The sequence below is a fragment of the Buchnera aphidicola (Thelaxes californica) genome (genome assembly GCF_005080825.1).
Lineage (GTDB): Bacteria > Pseudomonadota > Gammaproteobacteria > Enterobacterales > Enterobacteriaceae > Buchnera_I > Buchnera_I aphidicola_V.
Genome location: NZ_CP034852.1, coordinates 201,141 through 220,548 on the forward strand (window position 1 = coordinate 201,141; position 19,408 = coordinate 220,548).

The window sequence follows — 19,408 nt, forward strand, 5'->3', positions numbered from 1 at the left end:
TATATTGTAAATATAATTTTTAAAATGAAAAATATTTAGACAAATTTTTTGCAATTATACAAAATTATACACTAAATTTTATTTCGAGTGTAAAATATTAGTTTTTGTTTAATATTAAATTAATCTTGAATATTAAATTATTTTACAAGTTTCATATAAATGAAAACATATATATAATATACAGATATATTTGAAGTAATTTAATATAAAAATGTATTCTTCCGACATGTTAAATATTAATCGGAAGAACACATATTTCTATATTTAGAAACATTTGAATGTTAATTGTTAATGTGAATCACAATTTCTTAATAATTCATTAATTTCTACTTTACTTAATGTTTGAGAGTCAACTTTTTTTACAATAACAGCACAATAAAGACTACAATCTTTTCCACTAGATGGTAAATTTCCTGGAACAACAACTGATTGTGATGGAATTTTTCCATAAAATATTTTTCCAGTTTTTCGATCATATATCTTAGTACTTTGTCCAATATATACTCCCATAGAAATAACAGATCCTTCTTCTACAATGACTCCTTCTACTATTTCAGATCTTGCTCCAATAAAACAATTATCTTCTATGATTGTAGGATTTGATTGCATTGGTTCTAATACTCCACCAATACCTACCCCTCCAGATAAATGAACATTATTACCAATTTGTGCACATGATCCTACTGTTGCCCAAGTATCTATCATAGTATTTTGACCTATATAAGCACCTATATTTACATAACATGGCATCAATACACTATTTGTACCTATAAACGATCCATATCTTACTGTTGCTTGTGGTACTACTCGTACATTTTCTTTTTTAAATTTTTCTTCATTATAATCACTATATTTTAAATCTATTTTATCGTAGTATGTTGTTTCTAATCCGTGTATAATTTTATTTTTTTGGATTATTAAAAATAATTGTACTGCTTTTTTAATCCAATTATGAGTAACCCATTGGTTATTAATTTTTTCTGAAATTCTAATTTCACCTTTATCTAACATATTAATAATTTGATGTATAGCATCAGAATCATGAGAATTAATATTTTCAGGATTAATTGTATGTTTATTTTCGTATAAAGTATTAATGGTATTTTTCAAAATGTCCATAATTTTTTTTGTAACCTATTAAAATTTATTAGAATATTGTTGTAATTGTTTATATTATAAAAATAACTTAATATAACATGTGATTAATATTTTTTTAAATAAATATGATATTTTTTTAATATATTGTATTTAATTTTAATTTTTTAAATTTAATTTGTGAGAATTTCATATCCTTTTTTTGTTACTAAAATGGTATGCTCATATTGAGCAGATAAAGATTTATCTTTAGTTCTCACAGTCCATTTATCATGTGGAGAACAATATACTTCAGAAGAACCAGCATTAATCATTGGTTCTATAGTAAATATCATTCCTTCTTGTAAGATAATTTTTGGGTGATATTTTTCATAATAATGTAAAACATAAGGTGCTTCGTGAAACGAAGATCCAATTCCATGTCCACAATATTCTTTTACAATTGAAAAATTTTTTTTTTTTATGTATTTTTGTATGCTTTTTCCAATTTCAGATAATTGAATACCAGGTTTAATTATTTTAATTGATTGTAATAAACTTTCTTGTGCAGCTTGACATATTTGTTGAGATAATAATGAAGTTTTACCTATTAAAAACATTTTAGAAGTATCTCCATAATATCCATTTTTTATAATTGCAATATCAATATTAATGATATCTCCGTTCTGAATTATATCTTTTTCATTAGGTATACCATGACAAACAACATCATTAATTGAAGTACAAATAGATTTTGGGAAACCATTATAACCTAAACAAGCAGGAATAGCTTTTTGTTGATTGACAATATAATTGTGACAAATTTGATTAATATCTTCTGTACTAATATTAGGTTTTAAATATTGTTCAATCATATTTAATACTTCAAAAGCTAATTTTCCTGCTGTACGCATGAATTTTATTTCTGTTTGATTTTTTATTTTTATTTTTTGCATAATATTTCCATAATTTATTATAATGTTTTATATATAGTAAAAAAAAATAAAATTTTTAATTATGTATAATAATTTTATACAAAAAATATTGTTTAAAAAATAGTGAATTTAAAATAAATTTATTATAAATATTAAAATAATTATTACTAAAATAGTAATTTTTTATTTTTTGTCTATAATATATTTAATATTAATAAAATAAAATAGTTACTTTACATAGTAAGATTAATGCATTTTTAATATTAAAAATGTTTCAAATATGTTTATTTAACAAAATTTTATCAGGAGAATTATGAATAGCATTTCCATGCGAGATATGTTACAAGCAGGGGTTCATTTTGGACATCAAAAAAGATATTGGAACCCAAGAATGAAACCATTTATTTTTGGATCAAAAAATAAGGTTCATATTATTAATTTAGAAAAAACTGTGTTATTGTTTAATACAGCAATAAAAGAATTAAAAAAAATAGCATATAAAAAAGGAAAAATTCTTTTTGTTGGAACTAAAAAAGCAGCAAGTATACCAATAAAAAAATCTGCACTTGAATGTCAACAATTTTATGTTAACTATCGTTGGTTAGGAGGGATGTTGACAAATTGGAAAACTGTAAGGCAGTCAATTCAACGTTTAAAAGATTTAGAAATTCAATCTCAAGATGGAACATTTGATAAATTAACAAAGAAAGAAGCATTAACAAAATTAAGAATACTTAATAAATTAGATAAGAGTTTAGGTGGAATTAAAAATATGGGAGGTTTGCCAGACGCTCTATTTGTTATTGATGCTATGCATGAACAAATTGCAGTTAAAGAAGCTAATCATTTAAAAATTCCAGTTTTTTCTATTGTAGATACTAATTCTGATCCTAATGGTATTAATTATATTATACCTGGAAATGATGATTCTGTTCGTTCAATTCAGTTATATTTAAGTTATATAACTTTTGCTTTAATTAAAAATACAGAATCTGTATATGATGAACAAATGTAATAATGTACTATATAAAATATTTGAATAAGTTTAATATTAAAAACTTTATTTTAGTAGAATATGTACTGTATTTAAAGTAATAAAATTTTTTAGGAAAAAATATTATGGATGTAATTGCAAATTTAATTAAGGAATTAAGAATTCGAACTGGTGTTAGTATAGTAGAATGTAAAAAATCTTTATTAAAAAATAATGGAAATATTGAAAAATCTATTGATGATTTAAGAAAAAAAGGTTTATCTAAAGCAGCAAAAATTAATACTCGTTCCGCTACTGAAGGGATCATATTAGTTTTAAAAAAATATAATTGTTGTGGTATGTTAGAACTAAATTGTGAAACAGATTTTGTAGCTTATAATAAATTTTTTAATATTTTTGGAAAAGATGTTTTAAATTATGCTTTAGAAAAAAAAATACAAACAGTAGACATATTGAAAAAAGAATTTGAAAATAAAAGAGTTAACTTAGTTTCTCAGTTTAATGAAAATATAAAAATTAGAAGATTTTTCTTAATAAATAATAATTGTACTACATGTTATGTACATAATAATCGTATTGGTGTAATAGTTACATGTAATGAAGATGCTTATTTAAATCATGAACATATTATAAAAAATATTGCGATGCATATTGCTGCTAGTAATCCAAAATATATTAAAAAAGAAGATATACCAGAACATGTATTAAAAAGAGAATATGAAATACAATCTCAACTAACAAAAAAATTATCTAAAAATTCTTTCCAAGAACAACGTATTATAAAAGGAAAAATGGATAAATTTATTCAAGAAATCACTTTATTTAATCAATTTTTTATTTTTGATTTGAAAAGAAAAGTGAAAGATATTATTGATGAAAATAATATTAAAATATTTTCTTTCATGAGATATGAATTAGGTGAAAAAATTCATTAGTTTTTGATATTTTAATTTTGATAAATAAATAATTATTTATATTAATATAAATAATTATTTATATTAATTTTTTGTTATAAAAAATATTTTTTTTAAAAATGAAAATAATAAATAATTCTTTTATTTTAAATAAATTGAAAATTTTATTCTGTTTTTTATTACAATAAAAAGATATTTTTTTAAATTATAAAAATTAATGAATTTTTTAATTTTTAATATAATTATATATAAGTTTTTAGAAATATAAGTATATAAATTTACATTGTTACATGTGTATTTTAATATTTTTATGAATTATTATTAAAAAGTTTTAAAATATTTTGTAACAATAATTCATATAATATTTATTATATTAATAATATAATAAAAAAATATATTTTTTTAAAAAATACATTTAATTTATATTTTATAAATAAAAAAGGATTATAAAGTTGATTAATAATATTATCCAAAATACAAAAGATTGTATGGAAAAACATATTTTAGTATTTAAAAATCATATTAATACTATTAGAACGAATCGTGTATGTCCTGAAATACTAAATAATATTTATATTGAATATTATGGTAAAAAAATTCCATTGTGTCAAGTTTCAAGTATTGTATCCAGTGATGCAAGAACTTTAAAAGTTAGTCCTTTTAATAATGAGTATTTTAATTTTATTAAAAAGACGATTATTAATTTAAATTTAGGTTTTTCATTAAATATTCGAGAAAATAATATTTATGTTACTGTTCCTGATTTAACCGAAGAAAATAGAAAAAAATTAGTAAAAATTGTAAAAAATGATGCAGAAAAAGTACGTATTTACGTACGAAATACACGTAGGGATAATAATGAGTTAGCAAAAAAAGCATTAAAAGAAAAAAATATTACAAAAGATGAAGAACGTAAAATACAAAATGAAATTCAAAAAATAACAAATTTATATATTCAAAAAATTGATCATCTTGTTTCAGATAAAGAAACAGATTTAATGACTTTTTAATATTTTAAAACGTCGTTTTATATTATAAAAATTTATATCAATTTCATTGTTATAATAATAAAACGACGTTTATATATATTTTTTAAAAAAATGATAAATATTTTTTTATTTAAATTTTAAATCTTTTATAATATAAATTATTTTAATAAATATATATAAATATTAAAAAAAGTATTAACAATTATATATTTTTGATGTTTGTTACAAAGATACTTTATGTTTAATTATAGAAAAATATTTTTAATATTTATTAAAAAATAGTAAAAACTTATTTATGGAATAAATATGGAAAATTTTGTTACAAAAAACAAGAAAAATATTATAAAAAATGATGTTCTTAGTTTATTACCACATAAATATCCTTTTATATTTATCGATAAAATTATATATTGTAATAATAAAAATTATATTCAAACGTTAAAAAATGTTAGTCTCAATGATTTATTTATGCATTCTCATTTTGTAAACAATCCTATTTTTCCTGGAGTACATATACTTGAAGTCATGTCTCAATCTGCTTATATTTTATTAAAAAAAATATTGTTGTGTGATTCAACAATTTTTTTTCCTTTAGTAAAAATTCAAAATGCTATTTTTAAACGTTGTGTATATCCAGGAGACCAAATGATTATAAATACTTTTTTAAAATTTCAAAGACATGGTTTATTTAGTTTTCAATCAATAGTATTAATTAAGTCAAAAGTTATTGCAAAAGCTTTAATATTTTTAATGCATAAAAATTAATTGACTACATAAATACTTTTATTTATTAAATATTATTAAATATTATTAAATATTATTAAATATATTAATATATATAAATCTTCAACAGTAAATATACAATGTAATTAATATTTATATTTAATATTAAAAAATGTATGATTGATATAAATATAATTATTGTATAAGAATACATAGTAAATGATAAATTTTTAATTTTACATTTTTACTTTTTATAGAAAGAAAATAAAATATGGTTATTCCAAAATTTGTACATTTAAATATACGTAGCGATTTTTCCATTGTAGATGGTTTAGCTAATCCATATAAGATAGTTCAAGAAGCAAAGAATTTGAATATGGGAGCTATTGCTATTACTGATCTTAACAATTTATTTAGTTCTTTAAAATTTTATAAAGTAGCTAATAAGATGGGAATAAAACCAATTATAGGAATTGACATTTATGTACAGTCAATGTTTCAAGATAATATAATAAAAAAAATAACTCTTCTAGCTTGCACTAAAGAAGGATATAGAAATCTTTCTATGTTGGTAACACTTGCCCATAAGATTGATAAAGTGAATATGGTTAAAGTATGTTTACAACAAAAATGGTTAACAATATATAATAAAGGACTAATTTTATTGTCAGGAGGTATATCTGGAGAATTAGGATATAGTTTGTTAAAAAAAAACTGGAAAATGGTAGATAAAATAATTTTGTTTTATGATAAATATTTTCCTAATTCTTTTTATTTACAATTAGAAAGAATTAATCAAAAAGATGAAAATTTATATATTACTCGTGTATTATCACTTGCAAGAATTAAAGGTATTCCAGTTGTTGCAACAAACTCAGTCTGTTTTTTAAAAAAAAAAGATTTTTATATTCATAATATAAGAGTAGCTATTAATCGTAGAATTATGATTTCAGATACTGATTTTAAAAAATCATATACTTGTCATCAATTTTTAAAATCTGAAAATGAAATGATTCAATTATTTAGAGATATTCCAGAAGCAGTGAAAAATAGTGTAGAAATTGCAAAACGTTGTAATTATTTTTTTGAGTTAAATAAAATTTATTTACCTGTTTTTAATACAGGTACAGATACTGAACAGAATTTTTTAATAAAATCAGCATATTTTGGTTTAAAAGAAAGATTAAATTCGTTAAAAATAAAAAAAAAAAATAATTATTTTATTGATCATAAAAAATATATAAATCGATTACAAGAGGAATTAAAAGTAATTAATGACATGGGTTTTCCAGGTTATTTTTTAATTGTTATGGAATTTATACAATGGGCTAAAAAAAATAATATTGCAGTAGGACCTGGAAGAGGTTCTGGAGCTGGATCTTTAGTTGCTTATGCTTTAAAAATTACTGAAGTTGATCCTTTACAATTTGATTTATTATTTGAACGTTTTTTAAATCCACATCGAGTTTCTATGCCAGATTTTGATATTGATTTTTGCATGGAAAAAAGAGACTTAGTTATTGAACATGTAGCAAAAAAATATGGAACAGATTCTGTTGCTCAAATTATTACGTTTGGTACAATGACTGCAAAAGCTGTTGTAAGAGATGTGGGTAGAGTTTTGGGTTATCCATATGGTTTTATAAATAATTTATCTAAATTAATTCCTATGGATGTAGGTGTTAAATTACAAGAAGCTTTATTAATGAGTAATGAATTACAGGAATTATACAATACTAATGAAGATGTTAAAATTGTTGTTGATATTTCTAAAAAATTAGAAGGAGTTACACGTAATGTTGGGAAACATGCAGGTGGTGTAATTATTTCTCCTTTTCAAATTACTAATTTTGTTCCTTTATATTTTGATGAAAATTCAAATAATCCTTTAACACAATTTGATAAATATGATATTGAATCAATCGGTTTAGTGAAATTTGATTTTTTAGGATTAAAAACTTTAACTGTCATTCAACGTACAGTAAATACAATTAATAAAAATCGTAAAAATTCTGATCAATATATTAATATTAATACCATATCATTATACGATAAAAAACCTTTTTCTATTTTAAAATGTTCTGAAACATCAGGTATTTTTCAATTAGAATCTTTAGGTATGAAAGATTTAATTCGTCGATTAAAACCTGATTCTTTTGAAGATATTATTGCTTTAGTTGCTTTATTTCGACCTGGCCCTTTACAATCTGGAATGGTTGATAATTTCATTAACCGTAAACATAGAAAAGAAAAAATTAGTTATCCTGATGTTAAATGGCAACACTTATGTTTAAAACCTATTTTAGAATCTACTTATGGAATAATTTTATATCAAGAGCAAGTGATGAAAATTGCTCAAGTATTAGCAGGATACACGTTAAGTGAGGCAGATATATTAAGAAGAGCAATAGGAAAAAAAGATCCAATTGAAATGGAAAAACAACGTCTTATTTTTCAAAAGGGTGCTCAAAAAAAGAAGATTAGTATTTCATTATCAATTAAAATTTTTGATTTATTAGAAAAATTTGCTGGTTATGGGTTTAATAAATCTCATTCAGCCGCTTATGCATTAATTACTTATCAGACTATTTGGTTAAAATATTATTACCCCGAAGAATTTTTATCTGCGGTTATGACTTCTGATATGGATAACATTGATAAGCTTATTAAGCTTATTGAAGAATGTAAAAGGATGAAAATAAAAATTTTATCACCTTGTGTTAATCATGGATATTATCATTTTCATGTTAACAAAAAACAAGAAATCATTTATGGAATGGGAGCAATAAAGGGTATAGGAAGTCATTCTATTAATTTGATTATTAAAAATAGAAAAAAATATGGTTTTTTCATTGACTTATTTGATTTTTGCTTAAGAATTGTAGTATATAAAATTACTGTTAAAATAGTTGAAAAATTAATTATGGCTGGTTGTTTTGATTTTACATATATTGATAGATCGATTTTAGTTGGAACACTTCCATCTATTTTTATATCAGTCAAACAGTATTTATTATTTAAAAGTCAAAATCAACAAGATTTTTTTGGTTCTCCTTTAAAAGAATTAAAAATGCTTAGTACAAACAATAAAGAAAATATATATAGTAAATGGACAAAAAAAACTAAATTAGATCATGAATATGCTGTTTTAGGTGTATATTTATCAGGTCATCCTTTTAATGAATATTATTTTGAATTAAAAAAATATATTAAAAGTACAAAAATAATCAAAATTTCTAAAATAAGTATTAATAAATTTGTTGTAGTCACAGGGATTATAAAATATGTAAAATTTAAAAATACAAAAAATAATAAAAAAATTGCAATTATTTCCATTGATGATAGTTCTGCAATTATAGAAGTAGTGGTTTTTTCTAATTTAATAGAAAATGTTCGCTGTTTTTTAAAAAAAGATACAATCTTGATTGTAAAAGGAAAAATATCATTTGATAATTTTAATAATCAATTAAAAATAACTGCAGTAAATATTACTGATATTGAATATGCTCGACATACATGTTTATCAAAAATTGTTATTTATATAGATAAAAATGTAATTAGTCAAAATAATATATCGGATATACAAAATATTTTAAAAAAAAATAAAAAAGGAAATACACTTTTTGAGATTTGTTATTTACATGCACATGTTAAAGAGTTTTCAACTTTACAAAATTCATGGAATATTTTTCCAGATAATAATTTTATAAATTTAATTTATTCTTTTTCTTTTATTCAAAAAATTAATCTTTTTTTTCGTAAAGATAATGATATTAATATTTTTAAAATTTATTCATCATAATATTTATTATATTTTATTACATAAATTACATATTATATTAAATATTTTTATTCATTTCATTTTTTATAAATTTGATACATTCAGATATATTTAATATAATTTTTTTATTATCGTATCTGTATTTAATTTCAATTTTATTTTTTTGAATATTTTTTGGACTAACAATAATTTGATAAGGTATACCGATTAAATCCATATTGGAAAATATTACTCCAGGATTCTCTTCTAAATCATTTAATAAAACATCAATGTTATTTTTAAGTAATTCAGAATATAATAATTGCGTATATTTTTTTACTAATACACATTTATGCAAATTAATAGGAATTATTGTTACTTCAAAAGGTGCTATTTTTAAAGGCCAGATAATGCCTTTTTCATCATAATTTTGTTCTATTACTGCAGCAATAGTTCTGGTAACTCCAATTCCATAACATCCCATTTTTAAAAATGTATTTTTTCCTTTATTATTTTTAACTTTCAAATTAAAATATTTGGAATATTTTATTCCAATTTGGAAAATATGTGCAATTTCTAATTCTGTTTGATAATAATTTTTTTGTTTATTTTTTTTTTTAAAAAAATCATTTATTTCTATCAATAAATTATCAGAATATTTAATAGGATTAGGAAGATATTGAAACCAGTAATTATTAATTAAACATATTGTAAGTTGAGATAGTTCAATAGAAAAATTTTCTTGTATTATAATATTTTTATGTATAATTACAGGAATGTTTTTTCTAATTATTTCTAAATTGATTTCTTTTTTTTTTTTAAAAAATTGTTGTATTTCTTCTTTTGAAGCTAAATTAATTTTAGTGTTGATATTAATATCATTTTGTATTTTGATTAAATCAATATTTTTGTTTATTTTAATCATGTAAGCAAAATAAATTGTTTTTGTACTATCATTTATTGAATAATATTTTAAAAAATATATTTTAAAAATGTTAGAACATGTTTGGATTGATTTATTTTTGGAATTTTTATTGTTTTGAATATTTTTACAAGCTTTAAATTCATGAGATATATTTCCACCAATTGCACCAGAATCGGCAGCAACAATATTAAATTTTAATTGAATTTTTGAAAAAATGTTATTATAAGCATATTTAATTAGTTCATATGTTTTTGATAAACATGTTGTAGTAACATGAAAAGAATATGCATCTTTCATTAAAAATTCTTTCGTTCTTACTATTCCAAATTGTGGACGAATTTCATCTCTAAATTTGGTTTTCATTTGATACATTATTATTGGTAATTGTTTATAAGATTGAATTTCTAATTTTGCTAATTCTGTTGCTACTTCTTCATGTGTTGGTCCTAATATCCAGTTATTTTTTTTACGATCAATAATAGTAAATAGTTCATTACCATAATTGTTTATTCTATTACTTGTATTCCATATTTTAATTGGATGAATATTAGGTAAATTTATTTCCATTCCTCCTATTTTTTGCATTTCTTGATTTATTATATTTTTTAATTTGTTAAGTACTTTTACTCCTGTAGGAAGCCAAATATATATTCCAGAAGATAGTTGACGTATTAATCCAGCTCTTAACATTAATTGATGGCTAATAATTTCAGCATTCTTTGGATGATTTTTTAATGTAGATAGTAAATATTGACTTGTACGCATTTTGTTCCTTAAAAATTTATAATAAAATTTTTTTAAAAAATATAGTTTATTTTTTGATGAAAAATATAAATTATAAATTATATAAAACATTATTTTTTTTATTTAAAAGATATGTTATTTAATTTAATTTTAAATATTATAACTGATTTTATATATTATTAATTAAAAATATTTAATTTTTAATACATAAAAAATATTTTTGGATAAATTATATTCATAAAATATATTTTTATTAAAATTAAAAACGTTATATACTTAATATGTGTATTTAAAAATATTATTAAAAATAATATTTTTTTAAAAAAAAATATATTCTATAACAATGTTTTTTATGTGTTTACATAGGTAAAATTATGACTCATAATTCTGATGGAGAAAAAACTGAACAACCATCACATTATCGTTTATTAAAAGCGAAAAAAAAAGGTGAGAATTATTATTCTCAGGAATTAAATATTTTATTATTATTTTCATTTTTTACATTAATATTTTATTTTTATATTAAATACATTTTTTTTGAATGTATTAATATTATTAAACATTATTTAACATTTAATAAATTACGTACTTGTAATATTCACGATTCTTTTTTTTATTTAGTTTTATTTATAAAAAATATTTTTTTTATACATATATTAATTTTTTTAAGTATTTTTTTTGTTTCATATATTGGACCTATTATTTTTGGAGGTGGTTCTCTTATATATGTTCCTTTAAAAATAAATTTTTCTAAAATTAATCCTATTTCAGGGATTAAACGTATTTTTTCTTTGCAGTCTATTATTGAATTATTTAAAGTAATAATAAAATTTTTTTTAATTTTTGGAATATTAATTTGGTATTTAATACAACATCAATTTGAAATATTCATATTTAGTTATAGTTTTGATCATGTTTTTTTTTATAATAATCTTGATGTTATTTTTCAAGGGTTAATTTTATCAATTTTAGTTTTTATTCCTATAGTAATTTTAGATTTTTTTATAAAAAAATGGTTTTTTTATAACAAATTAAAGATGACTAAACAAGAATTAAAAGATGAGCTCAAAGCAATGGAAGGTAATCCTAATATCAAAAGGCGTATTCTTCAAACTATGAGAATGTTATCTCGTCGTTATATGTTAAAAAAAGTAAAAAAAGCTGATGTAATTATTACAAATCCTGTTCATTATGCAATTGCATTAAATTATAAAATGAAGGTTATGGAAGCACCAAAAGTATTATTAAAAGGAAAAGGAATGATAGCATTATATATTACAAGAAACGGGAAAAAACATTCTATACCTATATTTGAGTCCCCTGAATTAGCTAAATTATTATACTATAATACAAAAATTGATGAATATATCCCTGAAAAGTTATATTTAATAATTGCTGAAGTTTTGATATGGGCTTGGAAATTGAAAAAATGGGAAGAAAAAGGTTATTCTGAAGACACAATTCCAGTTAAACCAAAAAATTTAGTAATACCATCTTCTTTAGATTTATAATAAAAGGAAATAAAAAAATATGAATATTTTTTTTTATTTTTATAAAAATATATATCATTCAAATTTTTTTAAATTTAAACAACTTGCTATTCCTCTTTTATTAATCATTATTTTATCAATGATGATATTGCCTTTACCAACATTTATTTTAGATTTCTTTTTTACTTTTAATATTATTTTATCTATTTTAATTTTGTTAGTTGCATTATTTACCAAACATACATTAGATTTTGCGTCTTTTCCTACCATGTTATTATTTTCCACTTTATTAAGATTAGCTTTAAATATTGCTTCTACTCGAATTATTTTATTAAATGGACATGTTGGTACTTTATCTGCAGGAAAAGTCATTGAAGCATTTGGACATTTTTTAGTTGGTGGTAATTTTTTTATAGGAATTGTAGTTTTTATTATATTGTTAATTATTAATTTTATGGTTATTACTAAAGGTGCGGGTAGAATAGCAGAAGTCGGAGCACGTTTTGCATTAGATGGTATGCCAGGTAAACAAATGGCAATAGACGCAGATTTAAATGCTGGATTGATAGGTGAATCTGAAGCAAAAAATCGTCGTATTGCAATTAACAGAGAAGCAGATTTTTATGGTTCTATGGATGGTTCTAGTAAGTTTGTTCGAGGTGATGCTGTAGCTGGAATATTTATTATGATTGTTAATATTTTAGGTGGATTAACTGTTGGAATATTTCAACATAATATGTCATTAAAAAAAGCAGCTGCAACATATACACTATTAACAATAGGAGATGGATTAGTAGCTCAAATTCCTGCATTAATTATTTCTACTGCTGTTGGAGTTATTGTTACTAGAATTAGTGGAGATGAAGATGTAGGAGAGCAAATGTTGCATCAATTATTTTCAGATCCTCTGTTAATTGCTATAAGTGGGTGTATTTTAGGTGTTTTAGGTTTAGTTCCAGGTATGCCGAATTTTATTTTTTTGTTTTTTATGAGTTTATTTTTTATTTTATCTTGGATTATATATAATCAAAAAATTCAAAAAGATAATATTTTTGCACAAAAAAATAATATTTTGTTACAAAAAAAAGAATTAAAATTGTCTTGGGAAAATGTTAAAATAGAAAAATTAATTAGTATTGAATTAGGATCAAAATTAATTAGTTTAGTAAATGGAAACGAATCAACAATTTTTTTAAAAAGAATTCAAGGAATTAGAAAAAAATATGCAAATAATTTTGGTATTTTAGTACCTCCCGTGTATATATTTAATAATGAATCTTCTAAAGATACATATTTTATATTAATAAAAGGTGTAATCATCGCTACAGGAAAAGTTATTCCTGATAAATTAATGGCTTTAGATTCTGGTAATGTTGATAATAATGCTACTTTAGAAGGTATAAAAGTAACAGAACCTACTTTTGGAATGCCGGCAATTTGGATTGAAAAAAAATTAGAATATGAAGCAAAAACAAAAGGGTATCTTATTGTAGATGCTTCTTCTGTGATCGTAACACATTTAAATTTTGTAATTCAACATAATCTTCATGAATTATTAGATCGATATGAAACAAGTAAATTATTAGAACGTATTAATCAGTTAATGCCAGGTTTAGTTAATGATTTAACTCCAAATCTTATATCTTTAACTATATTTCATAAAGTATTGAAAAATTTATTATTAGAACAAATTTCTATTAAAGATATTCGAACAATTATAGAAACATTAATTGACTATGCTCCAAGTACAAAAGATGTTCAAGAACTTACTAGTATTGTTAGATTAACTTTAGGTCAATATATTGTTCAAAAAATATTTAATAATGCAAAAGAAATTAAAGTTCTTGGATTAGAACATAACTTAGAAAAAATTTTTATTAAAATTGTTCAAGATAAAAATAATCAAGTTTTAGAGCCTACATTAAAAAATAATTTTTTATTACAAACAGAAAAAGCTATTAAAATTCAAGATTCTTTGGGTGAACCTCTGGTTTTAGTTGTTAAACATGATTTGCGAGTATTTATATCTAAAATATTAAGAACTCACTTTACTCATTTGGTAGTTTTGTCTGATATGGAAATTAGAGACCAAAGAAAAATTTATGTAACTCATTTTATTGGTTCAAAAATGTAAATATAAAAAAATGTATTTTAATATTTTGATATTACATTTTTTTCATAGTTTGAATTCCTAGTAGATGTAATCCTTTTTTTATAGTTTTTGCAGTTAAATAAGATAATTTTAAACGACTGTTTTTAATTTTTTCATTTTGAATATGTAAAACGGAATGTTTTTCATAAAAAGATGAATATAATACAGATAATTGATATAAATATGAACAAAGTATATGAGGAAGTCCAAAATTAAAAACTTCATGAATAGTTTCTTCAAATTGTAAAATTTTTAAAGATAGTTCACTTTCAGTATGATTATTTAAAATAATTGGTTGTTGAATTGTTTTTACATTATTATTTATTTTTTTTAAAATAGATAATATTCGTGTATAAGTATATTGAATATATGGAGCAGTATTACCATGAAAACTTATCATATTATCCCAGTCAAAAATGTAATCTGTTAATCGATTTCTAGATAAATCAGAATATTTTACTGCTCCTATTCCTATTTTTTTAGATATAGAATATAGTTGATATTTTGATAGTGTAGAATTTTTTTTTTGTGTAAGATAAAGCGATTTTTTTACAGCTGTTTTTAATAATTGATTTAATTTAATATTTTTACCATCTCTAGTTTTAAATGGTTTTTTGTCTTTTGATAAAACCATTCCAAACATATGATGTTCTATTTTTGTTTTTGATTTTATATAACCTGCTTTTCTCCCTATTGTTGTTATTTGTTGTAAATATTGAGCTTGTCGGCTATCTGTATAATATAATATACGATGTGCTTGTAATGTTTGACAACGATATTTTAAGCATGCAATATCTACAGTTGCATATAAAAATGCAGAGTCTTGTTTTTGAATGACAATACCCATTGGCAATCCTTGTCTATTTTTATATTCTTCAAGAAGAATAATTGTAGATCCATCAACTACAGTTGCTATTTTTTTATTTTTTAATTCTTTTATTACATTAGGAATCATATTATGATATTCACTTTCTCCTTTTATATCTTTTTTTTGTAATGTAATATTGAGTTTTTTATATATTTTACTATGTGATGTTATTGTGGTAGATACTATTTTTTTCCATATCCTTAATACATAAGGATCTTTTTGATGAAGTCTAGTTACATACCAACGTGCTTTTTCCGAAAATTTTTTTTCCTGTTCAAATTTTTTTTTAGATTTTTGATATAATTTTTCAATTATTTCTAATTTCATTTTCTTTTTTTTAAAAGACGGATTTTGTTCTTCGTATAAAGCTATTATCATTCCAAATTGGGTTCCCCAATCTCCAATATGATTAGCTCTAATAACTTTATGACCTAAAAATTCGGCAATACGAGCTGATACATCTCCTAGTATAGTAGAACGTAAATGTCCAATATGCATATCTTTTGCTACATTTGGTGATGAATAATCAATAATTACTGTTTTTGGTATTAATTTTTTAATCCCTAAACGTGTTTTATAAAAAATTTTATTAATGTTATCTTCTATCCATTTTTGATTTATATAAAAATTTACAAATCCTGGTGATATTACACAAATTTTTATAAAAATACAGGATAAAGGAATTAATTTCACAATTTTTTTTGCAAATTTTACTGGTTCTATTTTTTTTATATATGCAAGATGCATTATTCCATTGGATTGATAATGACCTAAATTTTTTTTTTGAATAATTTTTATCATTGGATCAAATGTATCTGTGATTCCGATTTTGAGGATTGTTTTTTTAACTATATTAGATATAAAACATTTTATGTTCATATTCAATTTATTGATCTATTTGATAGTGTTAAAGATGATCTTTTTTAATCAAGATATTATCTACAAATAATAACATAAACTTTTTGTAGATCAAATCGTATAAAACTTGTAAATGTATTTAATATCTTTAATACAATTATATTTTATATTTGTATTAAAGATAATATTATATAATTTATATAAATAAAGATTGACAACAATCATAAAAAAATGTAATGTGTATAAAGTTTATAAAAATTGTTCTTTAAAAAAATATGAGAAAATTTGTGTGGGTACACAATATTAATATAAAGTGAATTATAAAAAATTAATATAAAATTCATTTTTTATATTTAAAAATAGTTTTAAATTGAAGAGTTTGATCATGGCTCAGATTGAACGCTGGCGGCAAGCCTAACACATGCAAGTCGAGCGGCAGCGAAAAAAGAAAGCTTGCTTTCTTTTTGTCGGCGAGCGGCAAACGGGTGAGTAATATCTGGGAATCTACCTGAAAAAGAGGAACAACTACTGGAAACGGTAGCTAATACCGCATAATGTTTTTTTGTAAAAAAAAACCAAAGCAGGGGACTTTTTGAAAAAAAAGCCTTGCGTTTTTAGATGAGCCCAGACGAGATTAGCTTGATGGTAAGGTAATGGCTTACCAAGGCAACGATCTCTAGCTGGTCTGAGAGGACAACCAGCCACACTGGAACTGAGACACGGTCCAGACTCCTACGGGAGGCAGCAGTGGGGAATATTGCACAATGGGCGAAAGCCTGATGCAGCTATGCCGCGTGTATGAAGAAGGCCTTAGGGTTGTAAAGTACTTTCAGCAGGAAAGAAAGGACGTAAAAATAATACGTTTACGTCTGTGACGTTACCTGCAAAAGAAGCACCGGCTAACTCCGTGCCAGCAGCCGCGGTAATACGGAGGGTGCAAGCGTTAATCAGAATTACTGGGCGTAAAGAGCGCGTAGGTTGTTTATTAAGTCAGATGTGAAATACCTGAGCTTAACTTAGGAACTGCATTTGAAACTAATAAACTGGAGTATTGTAGAGGGAGGTAGAATTCTAGGTGTAGCGGTGAAATGCGTAGATATCTGGAGGAATACCTGTGGCGAAAGCGACCTCCTAAACAAATACTGACACTGAGGTGCGAAAGCATGGGGAGCAAACAGGATTAGATACCCTGGTAGTCCATGCTGTAAACGATGTCGACTTGGAGGTTGTTTCCAAGAGAAATGGCTTCCGAAGCTAACGCATTAAGTCGACCGCCTGGGGAGTACGGCCGCAAGGCTAAAACTCAAATGAATTGACGGGGGCCCGCACAAGCGGTGGAGCATGTGGTTTAATTCGATGCAACGCGAAAAACCTTACCTGGTCTTGACATCCATAAAATATTCTAGAAACAGAGTAGTGCCTTCGGGAATTATGAGACAGGTGCTGCATGGCTGTCGTCAGCTCGTGTTGTGAAATGTTGGGTTAAGTCCCGCAACGAGCGCAACCCTTATCCCCTGTTGCCAGCGGTTCGGCCGGGAACTCAGAGGAGACCGCCGGTTATAAACCGGAGGAAGGTGGGGACGACGTCAAGTCATCATGGCCCTTACGACCAGGGCTACACACGTGCTACAATGGTGTATACAAAGAGATGCTAATCTGCGAAGACATGCTAAACTCATAAAGTACATCGTAGTCCGGACTGGAGTCTGCAACTCGACTCCACGAAGTAGGAATCGCTAGTAATCGTGGATCAGAATGTCACGGTGAATACGTTCCCGGGCCTTGTACACACCGCCCGTCACACCATGGGAGTGGGTTGCAAAAGAAGCAAATTGCTTAACTTGTAATGATAATAAAATCAAGAGGGCGTTTACCACTTTGTGATTCATGACTGGGGTGAAGTCGTAACAAGGTAACCGTAGGGGAACCTGCGGTTGGATCACCTCCTTACATTATTTCACTTTATTTATTAATAAAGTGTGCCCACACAAATTTTCTTGTATTTTTATATAAAAATAGGCTTGTAGCTCAGTTTTGGTTAGAGCACACCCCTGATAAGGGTGAGGTCGGTGGTTCAAGTCCACTCAGGCCTAATGTGTGCTTTTTTTACCATTTTAAAAAAAATTTTTGGGGCTATAGCTCAGATGGTAGAGCATCTGCTTTGCACGCAGGAGGTCAGCGGTTCGATGCCGCTTAGCTCCATATTAAATTAATAAACTTATTTTTAATAATAAAATTATTTATAACCCTTTCTTTAATAAAAATCCAAATAAAATTCCAATAAAAATTTATTTAATTTTATATATATTTAAAAAATATAAAATTATATTTTCTATTTTTTTTAATATAATAAATTATTATTTATTAATTTAATTAATAATATTTACATTAAAATTATTTTTTATATTTCTTTATAGAAAGAAATATATATTTAATATATTTATAAAAAAAATTTTCATTTGTTTTTATAAACAAATTTATTTATGTACTTTTTTGATATCCTATATCAATTTCTTTTGGATTTAAAGCTGCTTTTTTTGCTAGTTGATCACATAAATTATTTTCTAAATATATCGAATGTCCTTTAATCCATATCCATTTTACCTTATGTAAATTAATAATTTTTTCTAGTCTTAACCATAAATCAATATTTTTTACAGTTTTGTTATTTTTTGTTTTCCAGTTTTTTTTTCTCCAATTTTGAATCCATACTACTATACCCAATTTAAGATATTGACTATCAGTCATAATTGTTACTTTACAAGTTTCTTTTAGCATTTCCAATCCAAGAATTGCTCCCATAATTTCCATTCTATTATTAGTAGTAAGATAAAAACTAGAACAAATTTTTTTGATATATTGTTTATATTTAATTAATGCACAACATCCTCCTGGTCCAGGGTTACCTAAACAAGAACCATCTGTAAATATTTTAATTTTTTTTAAGAGTTTTTCAGACATTTTTTTTTAACAAATTCTTTT

The 19,408-nt window shown here is 23.6% G+C and carries 12 protein-coding genes, 2 tRNA genes and 1 rRNA gene; 10 read left to right on the forward strand and 5 right to left on the reverse strand.

Annotated elements, in window-relative coordinates; translation table 11 throughout:
- Positions 1-288: 288 nt before the first annotated feature.
- Positions 289-1,119, reverse strand: coding sequence for a 2,3,4,5-tetrahydropyridine-2,6-dicarboxylate N-succinyltransferase (gene dapD, locus D9V80_RS00885; RefSeq protein ID WP_158353317.1), 831 nt, complete (start codon positions 1,117-1,119; stop codon positions 289-291).
- Positions 1,120-1,268: 149 nt separating this feature from the next.
- Positions 1,269-2,030, reverse strand: coding sequence for a type I methionyl aminopeptidase (gene map / locus D9V80_RS00890; RefSeq protein WP_158353319.1), 762 nt, complete (start codon positions 2,028-2,030; stop codon positions 1,269-1,271).
- Between the two features lie 292 nt (positions 2,031-2,322).
- On the opposite strand from map, the gene rpsB reads away from it, so the two are divergent.
- The 5 genes from rpsB (at position 2,323) to dnaE (ending at position 9,431) form a co-directional block, all read left to right on the forward strand.
- Positions 2,323-3,024 (forward strand): 30S ribosomal protein S2, encoded by a 702-nt coding sequence (gene rpsB / locus D9V80_RS00895; protein ID WP_158353321.1) that lies wholly within the window; start codon positions 2,323-2,325, stop codon positions 3,022-3,024.
- 104 nt (positions 3,025-3,128) lie between these two features.
- The gene (gene tsf, locus D9V80_RS00900) at positions 3,129-3,938 is read left to right on the forward strand and encodes a translation elongation factor Ts (RefSeq protein ID WP_158353323.1); all 810 of its coding nucleotides are present in this window, start codon (positions 3,129-3,131) and stop codon (positions 3,936-3,938) included.
- A 431-nt stretch (positions 3,939-4,369) separates the two neighbouring features.
- Positions 4,370-4,927: a ribosome recycling factor gene (frr, locus tag D9V80_RS00905; RefSeq protein WP_158353325.1), complete on the forward strand. Its 558-nt coding sequence runs from the start codon at positions 4,370-4,372 to the stop codon at positions 4,925-4,927.
- A 285-nt stretch (positions 4,928-5,212) separates the two neighbouring features.
- Positions 5,213-5,671 (forward strand): 3-hydroxyacyl-ACP dehydratase FabZ, encoded by a 459-nt coding sequence (fabZ, locus tag D9V80_RS00910; RefSeq protein ID WP_158353328.1) that lies wholly within the window; start codon positions 5,213-5,215, stop codon positions 5,669-5,671.
- A 229-nt stretch (positions 5,672-5,900) separates the two neighbouring features.
- Positions 5,901-9,431: a DNA polymerase III subunit alpha gene (dnaE, locus tag D9V80_RS00915; protein ID WP_158353330.1), complete on the forward strand. Its 3,531-nt coding sequence runs from the start codon at positions 5,901-5,903 to the stop codon at positions 9,429-9,431.
- 37 nt (positions 9,432-9,468) lie between these two features.
- Here the strand turns inward: dnaE and proS are convergent, their stop codons facing one another.
- Complete coding sequence (gene proS, locus D9V80_RS00920; RefSeq protein ID WP_187306505.1) at positions 9,469-11,079, reverse strand: proline--tRNA ligase; 1,611 nt, start codon at positions 11,077-11,079, stop codon at positions 9,469-9,471.
- 353 nt (positions 11,080-11,432) lie between these two features.
- Between proS and D9V80_RS00925 the strand changes: the two genes are divergently transcribed.
- Positions 11,433-12,569, forward strand: a complete 1,137-nt coding sequence (locus D9V80_RS00925) for a flagellar biosynthesis protein FlhB (RefSeq protein WP_158353334.1) — start codon at positions 11,433-11,435, stop codon at positions 12,567-12,569.
- Between the two features lie 19 nt (positions 12,570-12,588).
- Positions 12,589-14,682, forward strand: coding sequence for a flagellar biosynthesis protein FlhA (flhA, locus tag D9V80_RS00930; RefSeq protein WP_158353336.1), 2,094 nt, complete (start codon positions 12,589-12,591; stop codon positions 14,680-14,682).
- A 31-nt stretch (positions 14,683-14,713) separates the two neighbouring features.
- On the opposite strand, the gene argS is transcribed toward flhA, so the two are convergent.
- Positions 14,714-16,447: an arginine--tRNA ligase gene (gene argS, locus D9V80_RS00935; protein ID WP_158353338.1), complete on the reverse strand. Its 1,734-nt coding sequence runs from the start codon at positions 16,445-16,447 to the stop codon at positions 14,714-14,716.
- Positions 16,448-16,793: 346 nt separating this feature from the next.
- On the opposite strand from argS, the gene D9V80_RS00940 reads away from it, so the two are divergent.
- The 3 genes from D9V80_RS00940 to D9V80_RS00950 all read left to right on the forward strand — a co-directional run bounded on the left by D9V80_RS00940 (position 16,794) and on the right by D9V80_RS00950 (position 18,628).
- A 16S ribosomal RNA gene (locus D9V80_RS00940) occupies positions 16,794-18,376 on the forward strand.
- A 67-nt stretch (positions 18,377-18,443) separates the two neighbouring features.
- A tRNA-Ile gene (locus D9V80_RS00945) sits at positions 18,444-18,519 on the forward strand.
- A 36-nt stretch (positions 18,520-18,555) separates the two neighbouring features.
- Positions 18,556-18,628 (forward strand) — tRNA-Ala (locus D9V80_RS00950).
- Between the two features lie 279 nt (positions 18,629-18,907).
- Here the strand turns inward: D9V80_RS00950 and rnhA are convergent.
- Positions 18,908-19,387, reverse strand: a complete 480-nt coding sequence (gene rnhA, locus D9V80_RS00955; RefSeq protein ID WP_158353340.1) for a ribonuclease HI — start codon at positions 19,385-19,387, stop codon at positions 18,908-18,910.
- Between the last annotated feature and the right edge of the window lie 21 nt (positions 19,388-19,408).